This is a genomic window from Kosakonia sacchari SP1 (assembly GCF_000300455.3).
GTDB classification, from domain to species: domain Bacteria; phylum Pseudomonadota; class Gammaproteobacteria; order Enterobacterales; family Enterobacteriaceae; genus Kosakonia; species Kosakonia sacchari.
In genome coordinates this window covers 2134955-2158663 of sequence record NZ_CP007215.2, presented here as the reverse complement: position 1 = coordinate 2158663, position 23709 = coordinate 2134955, and the positions used below count along the sequence as shown (strand labels likewise).

The 23709-nt window shown below is 52.7% G+C and carries 21 protein-coding genes; 15 read left to right on the top strand and 6 right to left on the bottom strand.

Annotated elements, in window-relative coordinates; translation table 11 throughout:
• Window positions 1–362: 362 nt before the first annotated feature.
• The 3 genes from crrC to C813_RS33235 all read left to right on the top strand — a co-directional run bounded on the left by crrC (window position 363) and on the right by C813_RS33235 (window position 5095).
• The gene (crrC, locus tag C813_RS33245) at window positions 363–749 is read left to right on the top strand and encodes a colistin resistant protein CrrC (RefSeq protein ID WP_017457115.1); all 387 of its coding nucleotides are present in this window, start codon (window positions 363–365) and stop codon (window positions 747–749) included.
• Between the two features lie 270 nt (window positions 750–1019).
• Complete coding sequence (locus C813_RS33240; RefSeq protein WP_017457114.1) at window positions 1020–1943, top strand: ABC transporter six-transmembrane domain-containing protein; 924 nt, start codon at window positions 1020–1022, stop codon at window positions 1941–1943.
• Between the two features lie 38 nt (window positions 1944–1981).
• Window positions 1982–5095: a multidrug efflux RND transporter permease subunit gene (locus C813_RS33235; protein ID WP_017457113.1), complete on the top strand. Its 3114-nt coding sequence runs from the start codon at window positions 1982–1984 to the stop codon at window positions 5093–5095.
• 71 nt (window positions 5096–5166) lie between these two features.
• Here C813_RS33235 and C813_RS47155 read toward each other — a convergent pair whose 3' ends face one another.
• Entirely contained in the window at window positions 5167–5463 is a 297-nt protein-coding gene (locus C813_RS47155) for a hypothetical protein (protein WP_071908157.1), read from the bottom strand.
• Between the two features lie 248 nt (window positions 5464–5711).
• Window positions 5712–6194, bottom strand: coding sequence for an RES family NAD+ phosphorylase (locus C813_RS33230; RefSeq protein ID WP_017457112.1), 483 nt, complete (start codon window positions 6192–6194; stop codon window positions 5712–5714).
• A 725-nt stretch (window positions 6195–6919) separates the two neighbouring features.
• Here C813_RS33230 and cspE point away from each other — a divergent pair.
• A complete protein-coding gene (gene cspE / locus C813_RS33225) occupies window positions 6920–7132 on the top strand; it encodes a transcription antiterminator/RNA stability regulator CspE (protein WP_016495754.1) in 213 nt (70 codons plus the stop codon).
• Window positions 7133–7764: 632 nt separating this feature from the next.
• Window positions 7765–9678 carry a methyl-accepting chemotaxis protein gene (locus tag C813_RS33220; RefSeq protein ID WP_017457111.1) on the top strand — a complete coding sequence of 638 codons (1914 nt, stop codon included), beginning with the start codon at window positions 7765–7767 and terminating at the stop codon, window positions 9676–9678.
• A gap of 75 nt (window positions 9679–9753) precedes the next feature.
• Here C813_RS33220 and C813_RS33215 read toward each other — a convergent pair whose 3' ends face one another.
• The 3 genes from C813_RS33215 to C813_RS33205 form a co-directional block, all read right to left on the bottom strand.
• On the bottom strand, window positions 9754–10788 hold the full coding sequence (locus tag C813_RS33215; protein WP_017457110.1) for a S66 family peptidase: 1035 nt from the start codon (window positions 10786–10788) through the stop codon (window positions 9754–9756).
• 135 nt (window positions 10789–10923) lie between these two features.
• Entirely contained in the window at window positions 10924–11271 is a 348-nt protein-coding gene (yajD, locus tag C813_RS33210; RefSeq protein WP_013365700.1) for an HNH nuclease YajD, read from the bottom strand.
• Between the two features lie 184 nt (window positions 11272–11455).
• Complete coding sequence (locus tag C813_RS33205) at window positions 11456–13108, bottom strand: phosphoethanolamine transferase (RefSeq protein WP_017457109.1); 1653 nt, start codon at window positions 13106–13108, stop codon at window positions 11456–11458.
• 99 nt (window positions 13109–13207) lie between these two features.
• On the opposite strand from C813_RS33205, the gene C813_RS33200 reads away from it, so the two are divergent.
• The 4 genes from C813_RS33200 to C813_RS33185 all read left to right on the top strand — a co-directional run bounded on the left by C813_RS33200 (window position 13208) and on the right by C813_RS33185 (window position 17149).
• The gene (locus C813_RS33200) at window positions 13208–13903 is read left to right on the top strand and encodes a response regulator transcription factor (RefSeq protein ID WP_017457108.1); all 696 of its coding nucleotides are present in this window, start codon (window positions 13208–13210) and stop codon (window positions 13901–13903) included.
• 23 nt (window positions 13904–13926) lie between these two features.
• Window positions 13927–15159 (top strand): sensor histidine kinase, encoded by a 1233-nt coding sequence (locus tag C813_RS33195; RefSeq protein ID WP_017457107.1) that lies wholly within the window; start codon window positions 13927–13929, stop codon window positions 15157–15159.
• A gap of 105 nt (window positions 15160–15264) precedes the next feature.
• Complete coding sequence (locus tag C813_RS33190) at window positions 15265–15657, top strand: diacylglycerol kinase (RefSeq protein ID WP_017457106.1); 393 nt, start codon at window positions 15265–15267, stop codon at window positions 15655–15657.
• A 280-nt stretch (window positions 15658–15937) separates the two neighbouring features.
• Window positions 15938–17149 (top strand): MFS transporter, encoded by a 1212-nt coding sequence (locus C813_RS33185; protein WP_025263587.1) that lies wholly within the window; start codon window positions 15938–15940, stop codon window positions 17147–17149.
• Window positions 17150–17183: 34 nt separating this feature from the next.
• Here C813_RS33185 and C813_RS33180 read toward each other — a convergent pair whose 3' ends face one another.
• The gene (locus tag C813_RS33180) at window positions 17184–17981 is read right to left on the bottom strand and encodes a helix-turn-helix domain-containing protein (RefSeq protein ID WP_017457104.1); all 798 of its coding nucleotides are present in this window, start codon (window positions 17979–17981) and stop codon (window positions 17184–17186) included.
• A gap of 211 nt (window positions 17982–18192) precedes the next feature.
• On the opposite strand from C813_RS33180, the gene cfa reads away from it, so the two are divergent.
• From cfa to C813_RS33150, 6 genes are all read left to right on the top strand, one after another.
• Entirely contained in the window at window positions 18193–19341 is a 1149-nt protein-coding gene (gene cfa / locus C813_RS33175; RefSeq protein WP_017457103.1) for a cyclopropane fatty acyl phospholipid synthase, read from the top strand.
• 94 nt (window positions 19342–19435) lie between these two features.
• Window positions 19436–20155, top strand: a complete 720-nt coding sequence (locus C813_RS33170) for a (Fe-S)-binding protein (RefSeq protein ID WP_017457102.1) — start codon at window positions 19436–19438, stop codon at window positions 20153–20155.
• A 9-nt stretch (window positions 20156–20164) separates the two neighbouring features.
• The gene (locus C813_RS33165) at window positions 20165–21598 is read left to right on the top strand and encodes a LutB/LldF family L-lactate oxidation iron-sulfur protein (RefSeq protein ID WP_017457101.1); all 1434 of its coding nucleotides are present in this window, start codon (window positions 20165–20167) and stop codon (window positions 21596–21598) included.
• Entirely contained in the window at window positions 21598–22293 is a 696-nt protein-coding gene (locus tag C813_RS33160) for a LutC/YkgG family protein (protein WP_017457100.1), read from the top strand. Before C813_RS33165 ends, C813_RS33160 begins: the two co-directional genes overlap by 1 nt.
• Window positions 22294–22395: 102 nt before the next feature.
• A complete protein-coding gene (locus C813_RS33155) occupies window positions 22396–22761 on the top strand; it encodes a helix-turn-helix transcriptional regulator (protein WP_017457099.1) in 366 nt (121 codons plus the stop codon).
• Between the two features lie 68 nt (window positions 22762–22829).
• On the top strand, window positions 22830–23618 hold the full coding sequence (locus C813_RS33150) for a phosphotransferase (protein ID WP_017457098.1): 789 nt from the start codon (window positions 22830–22832) through the stop codon (window positions 23616–23618).
• Window positions 23619–23709: the final 91 nt, after the last annotated feature.

The window sequence follows — 23709 nt, the reverse complement described above, 5'->3', positions numbered from 1 at the left end:
TTCGCTGCGGTTAATGCACTGATGCAAATGCCGTTTTTCTAAGCTGTTTCTGAAGCCAGGCAATAACGCGCAGGTCATCAGCGAACATGAGACCCGCTTGTGCGACGAAAGTTGCATCCACATAAGCGCGCTGGCGTCTCATTTTTTCTCAATGCTGACAGCAACATCCGCAAGCGAATATTTACCAGACTGGCATACACACTCGCTCCACATTCGGGTAATCAATTTTCCATAGTCCTGGATAACAATAGAAAGTAAGACATATAAAATAACGCGTTACTGGAAAACGATGACATAAATAAACACGGTAAAAACATGTCATTTCATTACTGGTAGCGCGCGCTCTCGGAGTAGAAATATCAATGAAGTACTTACGGAAACTCACCGTTGAAAAAATCAGTTCATTGATGATATTTTCTTTATGGTTATGGGGAATGTTCTATGTATGGCTTATTTTGATGCACAACGTAGAGGAGAAAGTGGGCGCGACGCTACTTTCATCGCCGTTTATCTATGCTGCGTTAAGTGTTTCTCTAATATTGTTTTTGCTACAAGAAAAAGCAGGTGTACTGAAAGAACTGGCTGTCGTAACCTTCTTTTTGGTTATCATTTTTCTTCATCTTATTCTTATCTTTAACATTCTCTTACTCAGGCTCCCTGATATTTATGACTTTAGTTTTTATTATGAGTGTTTTTTGATTATTTTCCTCGGCGTCACACCGATGTATCTTTTATTAAGAATCATCTGAATATTATTGAATGTGAAGCGGTGAACTTTGCCGATGCGCATGGTGACAAGGAGTAAGAAAATCCTGCATCGTTACATCGCAGGGGAATTAGCCGCCTCCATAGAATCTCCATAAAACATGCATTCTGCGTAAACATCAAAACGATAGAGTGCATCAACGCAGTGTAATCCAGGTACATATCTTAATCGGCTCGCAATAAACGAGCATGAGTGATTAAGCATAAAAGCAGGCCAGGATTGTTCATCCATACCGTGTAGATAATTTTTTATAATGACGTCGATAAATAAAAACCCAGCGTCCTCTACTGAAAATGTGAAAAGGACATTAAAACATCTGGCCGTAAAAAACTGGAAAAAGCTCTCTGTGACTTTTTTGCTGGTTATCGCGGAAAATGTGACCTATTTACTGTATCCCGTGCTGGCAGGCATCGCTATCAACGCGATTCTGGCGGGGAATGCCCTCACAGCCGCGCTGTATGGACTGATGATCCTCTTTATCTGGATCCTCGGTGCAACCCGACGCAGTATCGATACGCGTACGTTTGCACGCATTTATGCCAGCCTTGCCGTATCGGTGATTATTGCTCAGCGTAAATATCAGCTTAATCACTCAACCATCGCCGCGCGGGTGGTGTTATCCCGCGAATTCGTTGATTTTTTTGAGATGCATCTGCCCACGCTGATGACCTCGATTATTTCCCTTTTCGGTGCCGCCATTATGCTGCTCATTATTGAGTTTCACGCCGGGGTGATGTGTGTGGTTATCGTCATTATTTTGTCGTGTTTTCTTAAAGGTTATACCCGTAAAAATGAGTTGCTGTTTAACCGGCTAAATAACCGACTGGAGAAAGAAGTGGACTATGTGCATAAAGCCACCACGCTCTCGCTTAATCGCCATTATTCATCCCTTGCCCGCTTACGAATCAGCCTTTCCGATCGAGAAGCGCTGGGATACCTTGCCATCGGCGCGCTGATCGCCCTGCTCTTTACGCTGACCATCATAGTAATGACCTCAACCCAGGGCGTGAACGCCGGGCATATTTATTCGGTCATGACCTACATGTGGATGTTTGCCACCAGCCTTGATGATGCTCCGCAGCTTCTGGAAAAGTTTTCACAACTTAAAGACATAGGTAAACGCGTCAAGACAGATGATGTTGATACCGGGACATTATCGCCGCAGCAGAAATCTTGATTTTAATGATCTTGCCTTAATTGTTCGGAAATTAATTCATGCCACAGTTTTTTATTGACCGGCCTGTCTTTGCCTGGGTTGTTGCACTGTTCATTATCTTGAGTGGGTGTTTATCCATTCCCCATCTTCCGGTCGCGCAATACCCGGCGGTCGCGCCGCCGAGTATTATTATTTCGGTCAGTTTTCCTGGCGCATCGCCTGACATGATGAATACCTCGGTGGTTTCACTTATTGAACGCGAGATCACGGGCGTAGACAACTTGCTCTATTTCGAGTCCACCAGCGACACCACCGGGATGGCGTCCATCACCGTGACCTTTAAACCCGGAACGGACAGCAAACTCGCGCAGATGGATTTGCAAAATAAGATAAAAACGGTGGAGCCGCGTCTGCCCCAGGCGGTGAGACAAAACGGCGTTAGCGTTGAAGCAGCCGAGTCTGGTTTTCTGCTGATGGTTGGTCTGAAATCCGATACGGGTGCCTATCAGGAGGCAGACCTGAGTGATTATTTCGCCAGAAATATCAGCGATGCGCTTCGCCGCGTGCCGGGCGTGGGTAAGGTTCAGCTATTCGGGGGTGAAAAAGCCATGCGCATCTGGCTTGACCCGGTCAAAATGCACCATTTCCAGCTTTCGGCCAGCGACGTTATCAGCGCGGTTAGCCAACAGAATGTGCTGGTTTCCCCCGGCAGATCGGGAGACGAACCGGCGCTGCCTGGCCAGGACGTCACTTATCCGTTAACCGTGAAAGGGCAACTCACCTCGGTTGCGGAATTTAAAAATATCACGCTTAAAGCGACCACGGACGGCGCGCGTCTGACGCTCGGCGATATCGCGCGCGTGGAGTCAGGGTTACAGAGTTACACCTACGGCATCCGGGAAAATGGTGTTCCGGCGACGGCAGCAGCGATTCAGCTTTCGCCTGGCGCGAATGCCATTAGCACTGCCGCCGGGATTCATCAGCGGCTGGCTGAACTGAGCACCGCGCTGCCAGAGGGCATGGCGTTTACCGTTCCGTTCGACACCGCCCCTTTTGTAAAAGCCTCGATCATCAAAGTGGTACAAACGTTAGCCGAAGCGATGGTGCTGGTTTTTCTGGTGATGCTGATATTTCTGCACAACATCCGTTGCACGCTCATCCCGGCCATTGTTGTCCCGGTGGCGCTTCTCGGCACATTCACTGTGATGCTATTAAGCGGCTATTCAATCAATATCCTGACCATGTTTGGCATGGTGTTAGCCATTGGCATCATCGTCGATGACGCGATTGTCGTCGTCGAGAATGTTGAGCGCCTGATGGCAGAAAAAGACCTTTCTCCGCGCGAGGCGACCCGCGAAGCGATGCGGGAAATCACACCGGCGATTATTGGCATCACGCTGGTACTCACCGCCGTGTTTATCCCCATGGCCTTTGCCAGTGGTTCGGTCGGGGTGATTTACCGCCAGTTCACGGTTTCGATGGCGGTATCGATCCTGTTCTCCGCTTTTTTAGCCTTAACGCTGACACCCGCGCTTTGCGCCACCCTGCTGAAGCCGCAGCAGAAAAATGCGACTTCAGCGGGAAGATTCGCCGCCGGGTTTAACCGTCATTTTCACCTGCTCACTTCGCGCTATACCTCGGGGCTGGGGTATGTGGTAAAGCGAACCGGGCGGATGGTGCTACTTTATGCCGCGCTGTGCGCGGCCCTGCTGATGGGGTTAATCACGCTGCCATCCTCCTTTTTGCCCGAAGAGGATCAGGGATATTTTATGTCCTCGATTCAGCTCCCTTCCGAGGCCACCATGCAGCGCACTCTCTCAGTGGTGAAACGCTATGAAGATGAGGTAGCCGCACGGCAAGCCATTGAAAGCAATATTATGATCCTCGGTTTCGGTTTTTCAGGCTCGGGACAAAACTCCGCGCTGGCCTTTACAACATTAAAAGAGTGGTCATCCCGCAAGGGCATCGCAGCCCAGGATGAAGCCGATCTCATCCAGTCAAAAATGCAGTCCGTACCCGACGCGGTCACCATGAGCCTGCTGCCGCCCGCTATCTCCGATATGGGCACATCTTCCGGCTTCACTTTTTATGTTGAAGACAGAGCGGGCAAAGGCTACGAGGCGCTGAAACAGGCCGCAGACACGCTGGTTTTACAGGCAAACAAGCGTGCAAATCTTGCGGATGTTTATATCGATGGATTACCCGAGGGCGCGTCTATTTCCCTGAACATTGACCGGGAGAAAGCTGAAGCGTTAGGCGTATCGTTTGAGGAGATCAATCAGGCGATTTCGGTTACCTCGGGTTCAAACTATGTCAATGACTACACCAATGCTGGCCGTGTCCAGCAGGTCATTGTGCAGGCCGATGCAGCCTACAGAATGCAGCCTGAAACGCTGTTAACAATAGCCGTCAAAAACAGACTGGGTGAAATGGTGCCGCTTTCCGCTTTTGTCACCTCGTCGTGGCGACAGGCTCCGCAGCAACTCAATCGTTATCAAGGATACCCGGCTATACGCATTACCGGCAGCGCTGCTCAGGGCCACGCCAGTGGTGATGCGATGAAAACCATGGAGCAACTGGCAAAGACATTACCGTCAGGATTTACCGGCGAGTGGGCGGGCAGTTCGTTGCAGGAGAAAGCCTCGGCTTCCCAGTTGCCAGGATTAATCCTCCTTTCTGTGCTGGTGGTATTTCTGGTGCTGGCGGCACTGTATGAAAGCTGGTCAATTCCCGTTTCCGTGATGCTGGCCGTACCGTTGGGGCTTATCGGCGCGCTGATTGCTGTCAGCGCGGCCAGTATGACCAACGATGTGTTTTTCAAAGTGGGCTTGATTACCCTAATTGGTCTCTCAGCCAAAAACGCTATTTTGATTGTCGAATTTGCCCGTCAGCTACGCCACCAGGGGATGAGCACCCTGGAGGCAACGTTACAGGCGTCCCGACAACGGCTTCGTCCGATTTTGATGACCTCGTTAGCTTTCACGCTGGGCGTTGTTCCCCTGATACTCGCCACTGGAGCCAGCGCCAGCACGCAGAATGCCATTGGTATTGGGGTTTTCGGCGGCATGATCAGCGGCACCTTATTCGCAATTTTCTTTGTGCCGGTATTTTTCATCGTGGTGACCACCTTTTTTGACAGGGGTTTGCGATCCTTAAATGAACCCAAAGCATGAGGTATAAACAGGTCGACAAAAACCGGATATGTTGGGGTAAAAGCCCCGGAAAGGGGCTGAACAGGCGTTAACTAGGGTGCGGGGGGAACGGGCGGCGCGGGAACGGGCGCCAGTTCCCTCACTTCCAGCCGGACTTCATAACGCTTGCCGTTTTCCAGCGCCGGAAGATTTTTAACCACATTGTTTAATGCATCGACCGGAGTGGTAGTTTGCTGGACGACACCATAAACCAGCGGTGCCGGGCCAGGTACAGGCGGGCTATCCCTTTGTAACGGTGGCGGTTTGATATCGTACTCTATTGCAGCACTGACAGAAAAAGTGCAGACCATAAAAGCAGTGGCAAACCATGTGCTGGTTACTCTTCTCATGCTGTTCTCCGCGTTTGTGGTTAAAAAAACATCACCAGAGGAAAAGTAGCCCGCCAACAAGAAGGGAATGTGAACGCGTTTCGCAAGAAAGGAAAATTGCCGGACAACATCGCGACATCATTGCCAGAAACGGCGTCGCGGCAGGCATTTCTTTCGCCAGCCATGTACGCTTTCGGCTTCCAGAACGGTAATCAGCATCGTAGCCAGACTGTAGTGGTGTCTATCCGGTGCGTTATGTCAGCTTCGTACTATTCAATAATATTGACATGACATTGGCTGTTGTTATTCCAGGCAAAAAGCACCAGATGCCAGAGCCCGGGCGCTTTACGCGAAGGGTCAATTAAACCATTAAAGCCGAGTGACTCAAGACGATTACGCACACCCCATGAGCCGGGAACACCGCCCTCCTTCACAATCTCCTGCCATGGCGCAATCGCATCTTGAAGATTAATGTCCGCAACCAGTACGGCATCTGCACTCCGGAGATCAAAAATTTTCTTTGCCATAACCCTAACTTTGACTATTTCCAGGCTGGCATTTCTGTTGTCGCGGTGGGATTGCATGGCCGCCTCTACACCTGCCGACGATGAACTCAGGTACAGCGTTGGTTGATGGCTGTCAGAATAGCGCCCTGGCGCTCGGGAACCGGCTAATGCAAAGTGCCGGTAGGCCGGATCAACTGCGCGATAAAAGACCCCGTCAACCTCTGTAAAATGCGTTGTCAGATCCATAAATCTCCTCATTGTGTTCTGAGAAAAAGTCTGCCATGGCAGCGGCGTCGATTCTGCTTCGTTTAATAGCCTGATTTCCGGTCTGCATGCCTGTGCTGATATGAGGATAAATTTGATGCTGCTCAATATGTAGTCCGATCCGCGTTGCAAGGTCAACAAGCGAGGCGTATCACCGTCGATGGCACTTTTGCCATTCTTTGGGGACGGAAACATGGCTGACAGAAGACCACTTAATCCAGACGTCGTCGTACCTAAACCTGGTGGTGGCACACAACCTCGCGATCGCAACAATAACGGCAGGGTTCGTGAGAAACGCTCGGACGCGGGTAAACCGAGAAAATGACGATCGGGGCCACCTTGCGGTGGCCTTTTTGTTTGCCCGATAAGCAAATTGGGATCGCAGTCTCGCTAAGACTTTGCGAAATAATAGGCTTAAGAAAGTACTTACAGGCGAGCAAAACAGACAGCCATGCAGCCATCCGGGTGTGTAAGTGGTTAAAATAAAAAAACATAAACATTGCCAAATCGAACTCGCTATGTCTTAATAGCGCCATCGGTTTGGAATACAGACCTTATGAAAGCAGTTTTAGTAAAGCAGTCCTCAGTTCAAGAGTTATCCAAAGATACCCTTCTTCGTGAGCCTCCTCCTAAGTGCCAAATAAGTCACTCTATAATCACAGGCCATTATCGCCGCGCTTCGTGGCTCATTAATTAAGGAAATATCGATGTCAAATAAAATGACTGGTTTAGTAAAATGGTTCAATTCTGACAAAGGTTTTGGCTTTATCACTCCGGACGACGGCAGCAAAGATGTGTTTGTTCACTTCTCTGCAATCCAGAGCGACAGCTACAAAACCCTGGATGAAGGTCAGAAAGTCTCCTTCACCATCGAAAGCGGCGCGAAAGGCCCGGCAGCTGGTAACGTTACTGCGCTGTAAGCCCCGCCCTTTTTCAGCAGCTTACCACAGCGATGACGGCAAACGGCCTGAGCAGTTAAGCACGACTGAGAATAAAAACCCGCCTGGTGCGGGTTTTTTGTTGCCTGCATGTCGGGAAAACTGACAGCACTGCTGCAAAACAGGCATGGTGCTGTTTTGGCAGGCCAGTAAAGCAACATTGAGAAATATCCTGCCAGACTAATAAATATTGCGAGCCCGCCCACATTTAATTCTCTGCTATCGCCAAAGAACATAGAGCACTAATTAAAACCAGGCTAGCCGGTAATTTTACATGCCTGGCAATATGAACAATGGCACATATAATATATTCCTTCTTAGTTTTACCGTTGCCAATAAAAACCTTTGCTGGCTCATGATTACAACGGTTAGCGAATAAAAGCACCCTGCTTTTTTGATATCCATAATGCAATGTGCCTCATTTACTTAAAATATATTTTTTCACCTTTAATTTTTTCTTTTTTTCATTAAACAAAGTGCGGCAAGTGTCGATAAGTAATTTGATAAGCCCTATCTCCAGCGTCCTCTTAAGAAGTGAAGACACCTGCAACCTGATAAGAAGTGAAAATGAAACCGTCTTTTGAATATTAAGAATTAATATTGAGGATACCTCTATGACAAAGCTGTTACCGTCAATAAAAAACCTGCCTGTCGCTGCCAAGCTGTTTGGTGGATTTGCGGTTTTGATAATTATCATTGTCCTGTCTTCACTTATCAGTATTCAGCAATCCAGCAATATCCGTGACCACGCGTTAAAAGGTAAATTAATTAATGAAATCAGTACGGAGCTAAATACCGCGCGGCGTAACCGTTTGACGTATCAATTAAACCACGATGAAAAATCCCTTGAAGCGAACAAAGTCGCCATCGCCAAAATGGATCAGAAAGCGATTACTGGTCTGGACTACACCTGGGACGATGACGCCCGCGTGTTGTTTGATGAACTGCGCAGCACTATCCCTGAGTACGCCACGCACCGGGACACGTTTGTTAAGCTGGAAAAAGTGACCGTAGAACAGTCACAAAACCTGACAGCAGTTGATATGAAAAGCCTGCTCGATCAATTCAGTACCCGCCTTGAGCAGCAGGAAACCACTTCAAAAAACGAGATAGCGTTGCTGAACCGCCTCAATAACATTTGGGCAACGGCGTATGAAATCCAGTCATCCGCTGGTAAGGAAGGAATGGACATTTTTGCCCGTCAACACGATGAAGCGACAAAAATGCTTAACGCTGAAAATGCAGCGTTTAGCGCTGAAGACAAAACGATGGCGCAGACTTTTCTCAGCAGTATGCAGGGACATGTTGCAGCGTATGCCGCTGCATTAAAAGAGTCGCAGCAGGCGGCAGTGGAATTGACGACCGTTGCGGAAAAAATCAATACCGTGACGTCGGATTTGGTGGTCAGCCAGACGCAGAAAAATATCGATATCATTCAGCGGGTGATGATCATCATGGGTGTAGTTGCCCTTTGCGCCGTACTGACGGGGTTACTGGTCGCCTGGCTGCTTACGCGGCAGATGACGCGGCAGATAAAACACAATCTGACGCTGGCAGAACGTATTGCCGAAGGTGATTTGACCGCCACCATTGAGCCGCAGTCCAAAGATGAACTGGGTCGCCTGACGCTGGCCATGGGCGTGATGAACGATAAGCTTCGCGAAATGATCACCCAGATAAAAGAGTCGGTGGTTCATGTTGCTAATGCCTCATCGGACATTTCAGCAGGCAATACGGATCTGGCCTCCCGTACAGAGCAGCAGTCTGCCGCCGTGGTTGAAACGGCGGCAAGCATGGAGGAGTTGACCTCGACAGTTAAGCGTAATGCCGACAACGCGCGCGAAGCCAGTCAACTCGCGGTGCTGGCGGCGGAACATGCGCGTTCTGGTGGGAAAATTGTCTGGGATGTCGTCAGCACAATGGAGACCATCACCGAAAGCTCAAACAAGATCACGGATATTATCAGCGTCATCAATGGCATCTCTTTCCAGACCAATATCCTTGCGCTTAACGCAGCCGTTGAGGCGGCGCGAGCAGGTGAACAGGGTCGCGGTTTTGCTGTGGTGGCAGGAGAAGTCAGAAGCCTTGCATCGCGCAGCGCCCAGGCCGCCAAAGAGATCGAAAGCCTGATCAAAGAGTCTGTACAACGCGTGGTAACCGGTTCAGAAATGGCCAATAAAGCCGGGACGACGATGGAGCAGATAGTCTCTTCTGTCACCAATGTGAGTGGCATCATGAACGAAATCTCAAGCGCGTCGGAAGAACAGAGCAGAGGTATCGATCAGATTGGTAAAGCGGTCACCGAGCTGGATTCAACGACACAGCAGAATGCCGCATTGGTTCAGGAGTCGTCGGCGGCTTCATCATCACTGGAGCAACAGGCTGAACAGCTGGCACAGCTGGTTTCCGTGTTCAAACTGCGTTCAGATACCGCGAAACCCAAATACACCGTAACGGCGAATCACCGCAAGACTGAACTGAAGCCAGCAACGTCGACAGGTCATAGTGCTGACTGGGAATCGTTCTGACGATTACTCTTTCCAGTAAGTGCCCTCCTGATGAGGAGGGCACGGTTCGCGGCCTGGTCATAAACAGGTAGCTGTCTATTGCCTGTCTGACAGATACGGTTCGACGATAGATACCTTGTGATTGTCAAAATCAATGGTGAGGGTTGAACCAAGAGGCAATGTCAGCATCGGATGCGTGTGGCAACAATCGAAACCATCTACGATCGGAACGTTTTCGTCACCTAAAACTTCCCGCAATACATCGTAAGGCGTCCGACCGCTTCCCGCGTTATCGAATAATTCATGTTTGCCAAGAAGGATCGCACGCACTTTTTTAAATATGCCATTGAGTTTCAGCATGGCGAATGAACGTTCAACGGTGGCAATGTCTTTTAAACTATCTTCAATAAACAGAATGTCACCGGATCGTATTTCAGGCATCCATTCGCTACCCCAGATACCCGACAAAGTATTAAGGTTACCGCCAATAACGCGCCCTGTTTGTAATCCCTGCCCTATAAACCGGCAGTTATTCGCATACAGTGTCTTAGTTCGTACCGGCTCGGCATCATCCCAGTTAAGCCGTTCATCAGTCCATTTCTCCGGTAAAACATAGTCGTAGTGACCGTTATTCTGTCCGCAAAGTATTTCAATAAAAGCGCGATATGTGGCATCAACCAGCGGCGGAAATTCACCAAATGAAGCAACCAACGCCGGGCCATAAAAAGTAATTAACCCTGTACGCGCGTAAATTCCCGCCAGTAACGCGGTGGTATCTGAATAACCGATGATTATTTTCGGGTCCGCTTGCAGGGCGTCATAATCAATATAAGGCAGCAAGGCGTTACTATTATTTCCCCCGATTGTCGACATCACACAGCGAATGTGCGGATCGCGAATAAGTTCGTTGAACTCCTGCGCTCGCTCAGCAATCGTACCGGAGCGATAGAAATCAGACTTGCCGGTCAGGCGACCGGCTTTAAGACGAAACCCTTTCTCCTCCAGGAAGCGTTTTCCACGGCTAAACCGATTTGGAGCCGTGGTGGTTACCGGCGCAGATGAAGAGAAAAAACCAATGGTGTCTCCGACCTGAAGAGGCGGGGCCAGAAGAGGCTTGCTGATATTAATCATTGGGATCCTTGTCTCTACTTACCTGCCAGCTTGCGGGCAAAACCTGTTTAGCACACGTATTTACAGCAACGCCTGACGACAGATTACCGACCTGCACAACGCTGATTTTTACGGGCAGAAGCAAACATTGCAGCGCTATTTCTTCTTATTGAGCATCGATTTTAAATCGGCAAACGGGTTATACGTCGCGGCTCCGACATCTTTTTGCGCGTCTTCGCCCGCCACCACGGTCGTGCCGTACTGATCGGCTTCCGTGTACTTCGAGTGTTCGTGATCATGGCAAAACAGACACAACAGCTCCCAGTTGCTGCCATCTTCCGGGTTATTGGTATGGTCGTGATCGATATGGTGAACCGTTAATTCGCGCAGATTTGAATAGACAAATTCGCGGGAACAGCGCCCACACACCCACGGATAAATTTTAAGTGCTTTCTCACGATAACCGCTTTCCAGCCGCGCGTAGTTTTTTGGGATCAAAGCCATTGCCAGTGCCACCTGTTATAAAAAGAGAGTTTTCTACTATATCCCAAAAAGAGCAGAAAGAGACGGACTGGCGTAACCCGCTGCGGTGAATGTGCTGACAACCCATCGCAGCGAGCCGGATTTTCAAACATATAGACGAGCAGCGGTTTTACCTCAGTTAAACAACCGTGCACGGACAGCCGCTTTATTGCCGCTGCATCGCGGTTCGACACCCGGCAAAGATATCCAGTGCGGGTTGATAAACACGGCTTTGCACAGTGAACAGCCCAAGAATCGAGTGATAGAGATTGTCATGGCTATAGCTGTTGCTATCGGCATGGCTGCGCATACAGGAGAGACTGAGCCCGGCATGCTGTGCAAACGCGGGCGAAAGCCACATCACCAGCGGGACATGAGTTTGCTCCTCGGGCGCAATAATGTACGGCGTACCATGCAGGTACATCCCCCGCTCGCCCAAAGACTCCCCGTGGTCGGAAACGTAAATCATCGCCACATCGCGCTGTGGTGCATAGCCTTGCAACACCTCGATGGTTTTATCCAGCATCCGGTCGGTATAGACCAGCGTATTGTCGTACGTATTGAGCAGCGCCTCGTTACTGCACTTCTCAATCTGATTGCTATCACAGGTAGGGTTGAAGATTTTGGCCTGCGCCGGGTAACGTTCGAAGTACGTTGGCCCATGGCTGCCAATCTGGTGCAATACAATTAATGCGTCCCCCGCCATCGCATCAATGCGCGCTGTAAGCTTGTGCAACAACACTTCGTCATAACAGGTGCCATCTTTATTGACGCAGAGACCGGCAATGTTCTGCGCGGGCATATCATCGGTGGGCACGCGCGCGCAGATACCTTTGCAGCCGCCGTTGTTATTATTACGCCAGAGAATATGGATGCCGGTGCGTTGCAGGATGTCGAGCAGGTTCTCTTCCGTCGCGGCACGCACGTCGTTGTATTGCGAACGGGTCATGCGCGAAAACATGCACGGCAGCGAAATGGCCGTCGCCGTGCCACAGGATGAGACATGTTTGAAACTGATGATATCCTCGCGCTGCGACAGCGTTGGGTTGGTCGGGCGCGCATACCCATTAAGCTGGAAGTTCTGTGCCCGTGCGGTTTCCCCGACCACAACAATCAGCAGTTTTGGCCGCTCCCCAGCCGTACGCGTGGCATCTTCCGCCACCGTGCGTAAAGGCTGCGATTTCACGCTGTACTTGCGTTTCAGGTAACCATTGGTATTGCGGACAACGTTAAACGGCAGCGCCTGGTCTTTTATCTGCATATTGTTGCGCAGCAGCGAAGCGTAATCCTTGTAGAACGCCAGCGTCACGGCGGCAAAAAGGGTTAACGTCACAACAACCTGGCATAGCCACCAGAACAGGTGTTGTACGGGACGGCCAATTTTTTTGCCGGGCAGCAACACCATCGCCGCCGCCGGCACCACGCCCAGAACAAGTAGCGTAAGCACCAGCGGAACAGAAAGATACGAAGTGAGCTCAGCCTGGTTAGTTTCAAAGAAATTCTGCACCATGCTGCGGTCGATCAGCACGTTGTAGCGCAGCATAAAATAGCTGCAACTGGCGCTGATAACAACCAGCGCCGCCAGCAGCGGTTTACGCAAGTACGGCAGCATCATTACCGGTGTCAGCAACACGTTAAAAAAGCAGAACAGGAAAACCGGCAGGCTGATAACAAACAGCAAATTGTGCAGACTGTTGATCTCAACTTTGGACCACAGCGTTTGCCACAGCGCAATATTGCCAAAGGTGGTAAAGAACAGAGCGGCGACCCAGGTCAGTTGCACCGGGTTGAGCCGAAACGACGACAGACGTTGAAACATGCGCGATTCTCAATGGGTTAGAAATGTGCGCAGTATCAACGCCCCTGTGTCAGGAAGTTGTTAAGGTAGCCGGCTCCTTTTTCCCAATGCCGGTTTTCTATGACTCGCCTGCTCATTATCGAAGATAACCCTGAGTTGGTGGCCAACCTGTACGACTTCTTTGAGCCGCTGGGCTACGTGCTGGATGATGCGCGTGATGGTGCCACCGGCCTGCGTATGGCCACGCAGAATGACTACGATGCCATCCTGTTGGATCTGATGCTGCCGCGCCTGGATGGCATGACGCTGTGCAGTAAACTTCGCCGCGAATATCAAAACCCGGTGCCGGTACTGATGCTGACCGCGCGCGACCCGGTCGATGACCGCGTGCAGGGTTTTGCGCTGGGCGCGGACGATTACCTGGTAAAACCCTTTTCACTCAAAGAGCTGGACGCACGTATCCAGGCGCTGGTGCGCCGTGCCCAGGGGCGGCAGGTGCAAGGCACGCTAAGCTGGGAAGATCTGCTGGTGGATACCCGTGCGCCGCAGGCATGGCGGCAAGGCCAGACCATCAATTTGACGCCCACCACCCATAAATTGTTGCTGAGTCTGATGCGCGCCGCACCCGGCGTCGTCAAAAAGCAGGAGATGGAGTACCTGCTGTGGGGCGACGAACCGCCGGAAAGCGGCGCATTGCGCACACATATTCATGATCTGCGCCAGCGAGTTGACAAAAACTTCACATCTGCACTGATAGAAACGGTACATGGCATCGGTTTACGTCTGCACAAGCCCGGGGAGGCTTGCGCAGAATAATCATCAGAGGCAGCGCATCCATTATGAAATCCCTTTACCAGCAGATGACGCTCAATACGCGCATTACTGTTTCATTTGTGCTGCTGATGGTCGCGGTGATGGCATTTGTGGTCGTGGCCGAGCAACTCGACTACGACGAACTCCGCGCCTGGGCGATGGCGGAAAGCCTGCGCGACGAAGCCCCCCGACTGGAAGAGGCGATTGCCAGCGGCAGTCTTCCGGTCATGCCGCAAGGCAGCCAGCTTTATAACGCCCAGACCGCGCCCGATAAGCTGCGCCAGTACACGCCAGGCTACCACCGGCTGAAAGCACCCGACGAACAGCACTTGCTGGTATTCATGCTGCATCACCAGCGCTACTACCTGCTACAGGATGGCAATCGTTATGCCTGGCTGGAGTGGATGATTGACGGTTTCGCGCCGATGATCATCCTGTTGTGCGTGTTGTGCGCCTTCTGGATTGGTCGGTTAACGTCGGCGCGCGTTACCGTTCCCATTACACGGCTGGCCAACGCCGTCGAGCGCAATCAAAAGCCGTTACCTTTTCAGGACGCGAGCGATGAGATCGGCGTGCTGGCGCGCGCGTTTGCCCAACACAGCGATGAACTGGAGCGGTTTCTCCAGCGTGAACGCTGCTTTGTCGGCGATGCCAGTCATGAATTGCGCACCCCGCTGGCGATCATTGGCGGTGCGGCGGAAACCATCATGCATCAGTTACCGGCTAACAGTCATCTGGTGCCAGGCGCGGAGCGGATCGTGCGTACCACCCAGGAAATGCAGCGCCAGTTGACGTGCCTGCTGCTGCTTTCACGCGATCCGCAAACCCTGCCCCGCAGCGAGGTCGCGCTTCGTCCTTTGCTCGAAGAGTGCATCGCGCGCTGCCAGCCCTGGCTGGCAAAAAAGCCCGTCGCGCTGATACTGGACGCCGCGGAGCAGACCCACATACAGACCAATGCCGAGCTGGCGCGCAGCGTTTTCTGGAACCTGCTGCGCAATGCCTGCCAGTACACCGCAGCGGGAGAGATCCGCCTGGCGCTGCATGGCGCAACCCTGACCATTTCGGACACCGGCCCTGGCCTGCCGTCGAGTATCGATCCGCGCCATTTTCAGCGCTTTCAGTCCGGCACGCAGCAAAATGGCGAGGGGCTTGGTTTATCGATTGTGCAACGCATTGTGGAGCATCTTGGCTGGCGCATGACGGTCGAAAGTTCAGATCAAGGCTGCCGCTTTACGCTGGATATGCAGCACATGCGCTAACCACGGCTGTTTATTGCCAGGTTTCTGCTTCCGATACGGTTTTGACAATTTCCTGACATCTCGTTTCGCATACTGCGCGTTCAAATCTTTCTTCAGGAGATGCACATGCAATCGTCAGACCCCTGCGCAACAGGTAAATATTCCCATGGCAAAACCGGCATCGCGCGGATCGTCAGTACGCTTATCTATTCGCGCGACGGTTTTCTTACCGCCGTGCATGGTGAGGCGGCGTTCCGCCAGTTGCTTGTTTTACATAGCGTATTGATGATTACCGCTTTGGTTGTCAACGTCAGCGGGGTTGAGCGCGCGCTGCTGCTGGCCGTGTGCTTTATCAGCCTGTTAGTGGAGCTGCTAAATTCTGCTATCGAAGCGGTAGTCGATCGCATTTCACTGGAACGCCACCCGCTGTCTAAAAACGCCAAAGATATGGGCAGTACCGCCCAAACGACGGCGCTGCTGATGGTCGCCGTTGTCTGGGGAGTGATTTTGCTGGCATAGCCGTTACGCACCGTCTGCATCGTCAGCCGCATTGATGATGCAGACTTACCACTCGTTTGCAGTCGACCACCTTTCACACTCCCCTTCACCAGCACGACAGAATGTTACAAATATGTATCACATGATTGACGTGAAAGCCGATTATTATCCCTTCTCACAGGTATGCGATAAGGCATCTGTTTTGTCTGCCACCCGCTGAAAGGGATCGCAATACACTTTCAGGATGCGGACCCCACCGATACTTCAGGAACGCTGCACCATGGACACAAAAAAGGCTTCTATGCCGTTACGATCGCTGCAGGCACTCTGTTTAGTGAACTTTTTCATGGCGGATGTCAGGGACGGCCTTGGCCCTTTTTTGGGGATCTTTCTCACTGAACATCACTGGCAAGCCGACAACATTGGCTGGATGATGACAGCCGGTGGTCTCGCGGGGCTGGTGGCGACCATGCCTTCCGGGCTGGTCGCTGACGCCACGCGCCATAAACGCGGCATTCTCGTCGCCTGCTGTTTGCTGATCACTGCCGCCACGCTGTTGCTCTGGGCGTTTCCGACTTTTTTTGTCGTTGGTTTTTCACAACTTGTCACTGGCATAGCCGCCGCGTTTATTGCGCCGCTGTTAATGGGCATTACGCTTGGCTTAACCGGCTCGCCAGGGTTTAACCATCAGATGGGCAGGAACGAGGCGTTTAATCACGGCGGAAATATGAGCGCCGCGATGCTGGCCGGCATACTGGTGTGGTACTTCGGTACTGATGCCGTTTTTATTCTGATGACCGGTATGGCAATATGCGCAACGTTCGCGGTATTTGCTATCCGCAATAACGATATTGATAACCGCGCCGCACGGGGTCTCGGTCACAATGAAGATCCGGCAATCGTCCCCCGACTTTCCGCGATTATCACTCACCCCGCCCTCATCGCGACCGGCGTGACGCTGATGCTGTTTCATCTGGCTAACGCGGCGCTGCTGCCGATGCTCAGCATGCGTGTGGCCTCCGCGCCAGGCGGGGAAATGAGCGCCGGTGTGTATGCGGCGGCGACCGTCATTATTTCGCAACTGGTGATGATTCCCGCCGCCTTATTCGCCGCCGCCAGGGCGGGAAAATATGGTTACCCGTGGCTGATTACGGCAGCGTTACTGGTTTTGCCGCTGCGCGCGGCACTGGCCTGCGTCTCGGCCGGGCCGTTTTTTATGATCCCGGTTCAGATACTGGATGGCGTGGCCGCAGGGCTACTGGGCGTGGCGGTACCCGGTTATATCGTTAAATTGCTGGAAGGCAGCGGGCACACCAACGCCGGGCAGAGCTTTATCATGCTATTGCAGGGCACCGGAGCCGCATTCAGCCCGGCGATGACGGGAACAATAGCGGCGAAATACTCCTACAGCGTGGCGTTTGCCGTGCTGGGCGCAATAGCCCTGCTGGCGCTGGTTATCTGGTGGCTACGCCGTCTTTTTTCCGGCGTTCGCACAGCGCGACAGTGTGATTGACGGCCGGCTGAAAAAGCGCGGCGGCGGTTGCAAATTAATAGCGCGTTGGCGGCACGCCGAACATGGCGCGAAACGCAAAGGTAAACGAGGCCGGGCTTGAATAGCCAAGCTCCAGCGCCACCTGCGTCACGCTGCGTTTGTTTTTTAACATCACCACGGATTCCAGCAAACGCACCCGTTTTTTCCATTCGCTGAACGCCACGCCGGTCTCCTTTTTAAAACGGCGTGAAAACGTGCGCACCGACATACCGCTACAGGAGGCCCACTGTTCGATGCTATGCGCGTCGCCGGGCGTTTTCTGGATCTGGCTGCAAACTTTCGTCAGCAACGGTGATACCGGCCAGGAGACCGATAACCCGGCGTCGGGTAAGCCTCTGAGCAGGGAAATCAGCACCTGCACTAACTGCGCGTCATCGCCTGCTGCATCATACTTTTCCGGCACGTTTTGCGTGGCGTAGTGAATATACTCACGCACAAAATCACTCACCACCACCACCTTACTGCCGCTAAAGGGGATAGTGGCGAAATCGGCCTCCACATACAGGCTTTCCAGCAATACGTCGCTGCCGGCAAGAAGACGGTGCGGCACACGCGCCGGGATCCAGACCCCATAAAGTACAGGCACCACCAGCGTCTTGCCTTCAATTTCCACCCGCATACTTCCTTCGCGCGCATAGAGAAATTCCGCGAACGGATGCTCGTGCATGTCCACGCCCGTATCGCCGCGTAAAGGGTAACTGCGAAAGTACACCGGGCGCGGCAAGGTCACCAGCACCGGCGCGGGCTGGCCGCTAATGGGCTGACGAGGCGGCAACACAAGCTTAGAGCACATAACAACCTGACCTCTATTCGATGAAGTTTGTCTTGATAGCACAGCGCAGGCAAAACGGGTTTCCTGAATAATGAGCGGGTCATAAATATATTTCACCCGTTGTAAACAATTTACCAGCCAGCTGCCTGAGCGATAAGCCTTTTTCGCACTGACGGGCAGTGAATGACGGGGAAATTACCGGCTGAGCGCACGCTACGTTGAAGGAAAGATGATGGCTAACGAATGTACCGTCGAGGTGATCAGTAAACCCGGCCACTGGCTGCGGATCGTCCAGGACCTGCTGTCTCAGGCAGGCATCAGGATTAATGGCCCCGAACCCTGGGATATCCGCGTGCATGACACGCGTTTTTTCAGGCGCGTGTTGCAGCAGGGTTCACTCGGGCTCGGTGAAAGTTATATGGAGGGCTGGTGGGATTGCAAACAGCTCGATGCGTTTTTTGACAAACTATTACGTGCCAGGCTTGATGAGCAGCGCCCGGCGCGTTTCGCCGATCTGATGCGCATCGCCGCGGCGCGCATCGTCAACGCGCAGTCCCGTCGCCGCGCATGGCAAGTGGGCGAAGTGCATTATGATCTCGGTAACGATCTGTTTAGCCGCATGCTCGATCCGCATATGCAGTACTCGTGCGGTTACTGGAAAAACGCCGATGAACTCTGTGCGGCGCAGGAAAATAAGCTCGCGCTGATCTGTGAAAAACTGCAACTTAAACCGGGCATGACGCTGCTGGATATTGGCTGCGGCTGGGGCGGTTTAGCACAATACGCAGCGCGCCATTATGGTGTCAGCGTGGAAGGCATCACCATTTCGGCAGAGCAAAAAGCCTACGCCGAAAGCCACAGCGAGGGGCTGGATATTCGCATCCTGTTGCAGGATTACCGCGATCTGGATAAACGCTATGACCGCATCGTCTCCGTCGGCATGTTCGAACATGTCGGTCCGAAAAACTATGCGACCTACTTTAACGCCGTCGATCGCTGCCTGAAGCCGGATGGTCTGTTTTTGCTGCACTCCATCGGGTCGAATAAAACCCTGCATAATGTCGATCCCTGGATAAACAAATATATTTTCCCTAATGGCTGCCTGCCCTCTTTAAAACAGATTACTGAAGCCAGCGAACCCTATTTTGTTATCGAAGATGTGCATAATTTCGGCGCCGATTACGATAAAACATTAATGGCCTGGCATCGCCGTTTTAATCAGGCCTGGCCGCAAATAGCAGGCAATTACTCCACGCAATTTCACCGCATGTTTAATTATTACCTCACCGCCTGCGCGGGCGCATTTCGCGCCAGAAATATCCAGCTCTGGCAAATCGTATTAAGCCGCGGCGTCACCGGCGGGCTGCACGTGGCGCGCTAAAGAGACGCGTAAACAGGTAAGCGCAAACGCCCTCGCCGCCTGCCTGAAATGAAAAATAACGTTATGCCGTTATCTTCGCTGGAAGCTAAATAATATGAACGTAAATTTCTTTGTTACCTGCATTGGGGACGCACTTAAATCGCGCATGGCGCGAAACAGTGTCCTGCTACTCGAACAGTTAGGCTGCCATGTTCAGTTTCCTGAAAAACAGGGCTGCTGCGGTCAACCGGCAATTAATAGCGGCTACATTCGTGACGCCGTGCCGGGCATGAAAGCGCAGATTGCAGCGCTGGAAATCAACGACTACCCGATTATCTCGCCTGCCGGTTCTTGCATGAACGCGATCCGCCACTACCCGGACTGGCTAGTCGATGAACCTGAGTGGGCGATGCGCGCCGCGAAGGTTGCCAGCCGCATGGTTGATCTCACCTCCTTTATCGTAAACCAGCTTGGCGTAACCGACGTCGGCGCACGCCTGCCAGGACGGGCGGTCTATCACCCCTCGTGCAGCCTGTTTCGCAAGCTCGGTGTGCGTGATGAGCCACTCATACTGCTGCGCGAGGTGCGTGAGCTGGAAATTGTGCCGTTTAACGCTCAGGAAACCTGCTGCGGATTTGGCGGCACTTTTTCGGTCAAAATGGCCGAAATTTCCGGCGAAATGGTGAAAGAAAAAGTCGCGCATATCATGCAAGCCAGGCCGGATTACCTGATCGGCGCGGATGCCAGTTGCCTGCTGAATATTGGCGGGCGTTTACAGCGTGAAGGACAGAACGTGCGTGTGTTGCATATCGCTGATGTGCTGATGAGCCGCTAAGGAAACACTATGTCGCTAAAAACCAGCAATGTTCCTTTTTATGACCGGGTACAGCAGCAAATTGACGATCCGGTAATGCGCCACGCTGTGGCCAACGCGCAGGATCGAATCGGTATCAACCGGCAGAAAATGGTCGATGAACTGGAAAACTGGCCCGACTGGCGCTCGCGCGCCGCTGAAATTCGCGCCCATGTTCTCGACAATCTGGATGCGTATCTCTACCAGTTAAGCGAAAAGGTCAGCGCCAACGGCGGTCACGTCTTTTTTGCTGATACGCGAGAAGATGCCACCCGCTATATTTTGCAGATTGCCCAGGAAAAACAGGCACGCAAAGTCGTTAAATCGAAGTCGATGGTGACCGAAGAGATCGGCATGAACGCCGCGCTTGAAGCGGCTGGCATTGAGGTCGTGGAAACGGATCTGGGCGAGTATATTCTGCAACTCGCCAAAGATGCCCCTTCGCACGTGGTAGTCCCGGCCATTCATAAAGATCGCCATCAAATTCAGCAAGTGTTGCGCGAAAAGCTGGGTTATGACGGCCCCGAAACGCCGGAAGCGATGACGCGTTTTATTCGCCAGAAGATCCGCGAGGATTTCCTCAGCGCCGATATCGGCATCACCGGGTGCAACTTTGCGGTCGCGGAAACCGGCACGCTCAGCCTGGTGAGCAATGAAGGCAATGCCCGGCTCTGTACCACCGTGCCAAAAACGCATATTGCCGTGATGGGCATGGAGCGCGTGGTGCCGACCTTCGCTGAGCTGGATATTATCCTGACGATGCTGGCGCGCAGCGCGGTTGGCGCCCGTCTGACGGGATATAACACCTGGCTTACCGGCGCGCAAGGCAGCATGGAGAGCGACGGACCGGAATCGTTCCATCTGGTTATTGTCGACAATGGTCGCTCGCAGGTGCTGGGTTCGCCTTTCCAGGACATCCTGCGCTGCATCCGCTGCGGGGCCTGCATGAATACCTGCCCCGCTTACCGTCATATTGGCGGACACGGTTACGGCTCGATTTATCCCGGCCCGGTTGGCGCGGTGCTCACGCCGTTGCTCGGCGGTTATGATGATTTCAAAAACCTGCCCTATGCCTGCTCGTTATGCACCGCCTGCGATGATGTCTGCCCGGTGCGCATTCCGCTGTCGTCACTGATCCTTGAACACCGCCGCACGCTGGCGGAAAGCGGAAGAACGCCGGCGATGGAAAGGCACACCGTTCATCTGTTCAATTACGCCAACCGCCATCCACGGCTGTGGAAGGTAGGCATGGTCGCTGGCGCGCGCGCCGCCCAATTGATGATCCGCAACGGCAAGATGCCCTTTACCATCTCAGCCATCGGCAAGTGGACGGAGGCCCGCGATCTGCCCGCTGCCGATGGCGAGAGTTTCCGCAGTTGGTTTAATAAACGCCAAAAACAGCATAAAAACGGGGAGCAAGCCTGATGGAAAACCGCGATGCGTTTATGCAAAAAATTGCCGGACGGCTTGGTCGCGAACCGCGTCAATCACCACAACCGTTGGAGTTCACCGGACACGCGCCGCTGATCAGCCGCTATGTCGGGCAGATCCAGCAGCACCCCTGCGACAGTTTTATCGAATACGCGACAACGGTTATGCAGGCTCACTGCGAAGTGGCTCCGCTGGCAAAAATTCCCCAGCTTGCCGAACGGATCTGTAACCAGTACGGCGGCGGTCCGCTGCTGATTAGCGGCGACGCCCGGCTGGCAAATGTCGGCATTACCGCGCATTTGCAGAACGCGTTTCCAGCACATTGCTGGGACGCAGCGGGTGGAGAAGAGAACCTGCGGCGCGCCGCACAAGCCAGTATTGGCGTGGTCTACGCCGAATATGGTCTGTGCGAAACCGGCGGTGTGGTGCTCTTTTCCTCCCCGCTACAGGGGCGCGCTATCAGCCTGCTGCCCACCACCACCGTGTTCGTTATCTATAAGAGCAGATTACTGTACGGCGTCACGCAACTGGCACACGTCTTGCGCCAGCGGGTACAGGAAGGCGAAACGCTTCCCTCGTGTATCAATCTTATCGCCGGGCCAAGTTCGACGGCCGATATTGAGCTGATTAAAGTCGTCGGCGTCCACGGGCCGCTGAATGCCGTCTACTTAATTATTGAAGATTGCTGATGCGGATCTCGCCCGCAAATACAGTGACACGTGACGCTTTTGCGTTTGGGGAGAAATATTGATGGCTTCCCCCAACGCTGCGCATTAACAGCAGGTATTAATATGAGAAAAAAGTCCTCGTTATATCTGATGAGCTTAACCATCCAGGATATTCTCCAGTGGATCGAGAGCAATATTGCCGAACCGTTACCGCTTGGCGTGTTAGCGAAAAAATCCGGTTATTCTGCCTGGCATTTCCAGCGCGGTTTTAAACAAATCGCCGGCATGTCGCCTGGTGTTTACATCCGCTATCGGCGAATGGTGATTGCGAAAGCGTTGCTGAGCGAAACGCATCGCTCTATTACGGATATTGCCCTGCATCTGGGTTATCAGCAGCAATCGACATTCTGCCGCGCGTTTCGCGAACAGTATCAATTAACGCCAAGACAGTATCGCCTGCATGCTCAGGAGCAGGCGACGCAGGAGTAAACCTGTCCCCGCGTTGCCACCAATCCAGGCTACACTGAAACGCTCGACCAGCGCGCAAAGGAAAAGGGATGTCAGTTCAGGATTTATCAAAAATGGGCGCCGCAAACGTGGCGCTTTTTGTTGATGAGCAAGGCCAGCGCGTCATTGAAAAATATCCGGTCAGTGACATCGAGTATGCTTTCTATCACCATGCGGCGCAGCGGCTCAACGCAGCAAAGATTGCCTCGCCAAAGCTGCTATTTGCCGATCCTGCGCGGCGTCTACTAAGGCTTGAGTATATTCCCCACCCGGTTTCTCAGGATACCGTGGCAGGCGATGAGACGTTAGCCATGCTGGCTCGCTTGCATCGCTTTTCGCCCGATGCGTCATGGCGCTATCACACGCATACATGGTCAGTTTACGCACTGGAAAAATCGCTGGCGCTGCTGGCGTTGCCGGAACAGGCATCGCAACAACTGCGCCGTTTTCAGCAATCTAGCGAGGTGCTATTTCGCCAAGTAGGTTTACTTTCCGGCGACAGCAATGCGGGCAACTGGGGGCGCAGGGATAACGGCGAGCTGGTGCTCTTCGACTGGGAACGCTTTTCCATGGGAAGCCCGGCGATTGACCTCGCGCCGCTGATAAAAGGGATGGGCACCACAAACGCTTTTCAGGCACTTGCCGAGCGCTATTGTCGTATTGCGGATCATGCAGCACCGCGCGAACTCGGCCGGGAGATTGCCATCGCCAAAGCGTGGATTGTCACCGAAGTGGTCACGTTACTTGCTGCGCGGCAAAAAACCGATCTCCCACGCTATCTCGAATGGTACCGGGAAAACCTGCCTGGCTGGTTAGCCAGCACCGTTACCCTGCTCTGATCGCGGTGGTTTATTGTTCGGTTCGCGTAGCTTTCACTACGGTTTCGGCATAGGGTGTTATGAGCATTAGCTCATTAACAGGAACCGTATA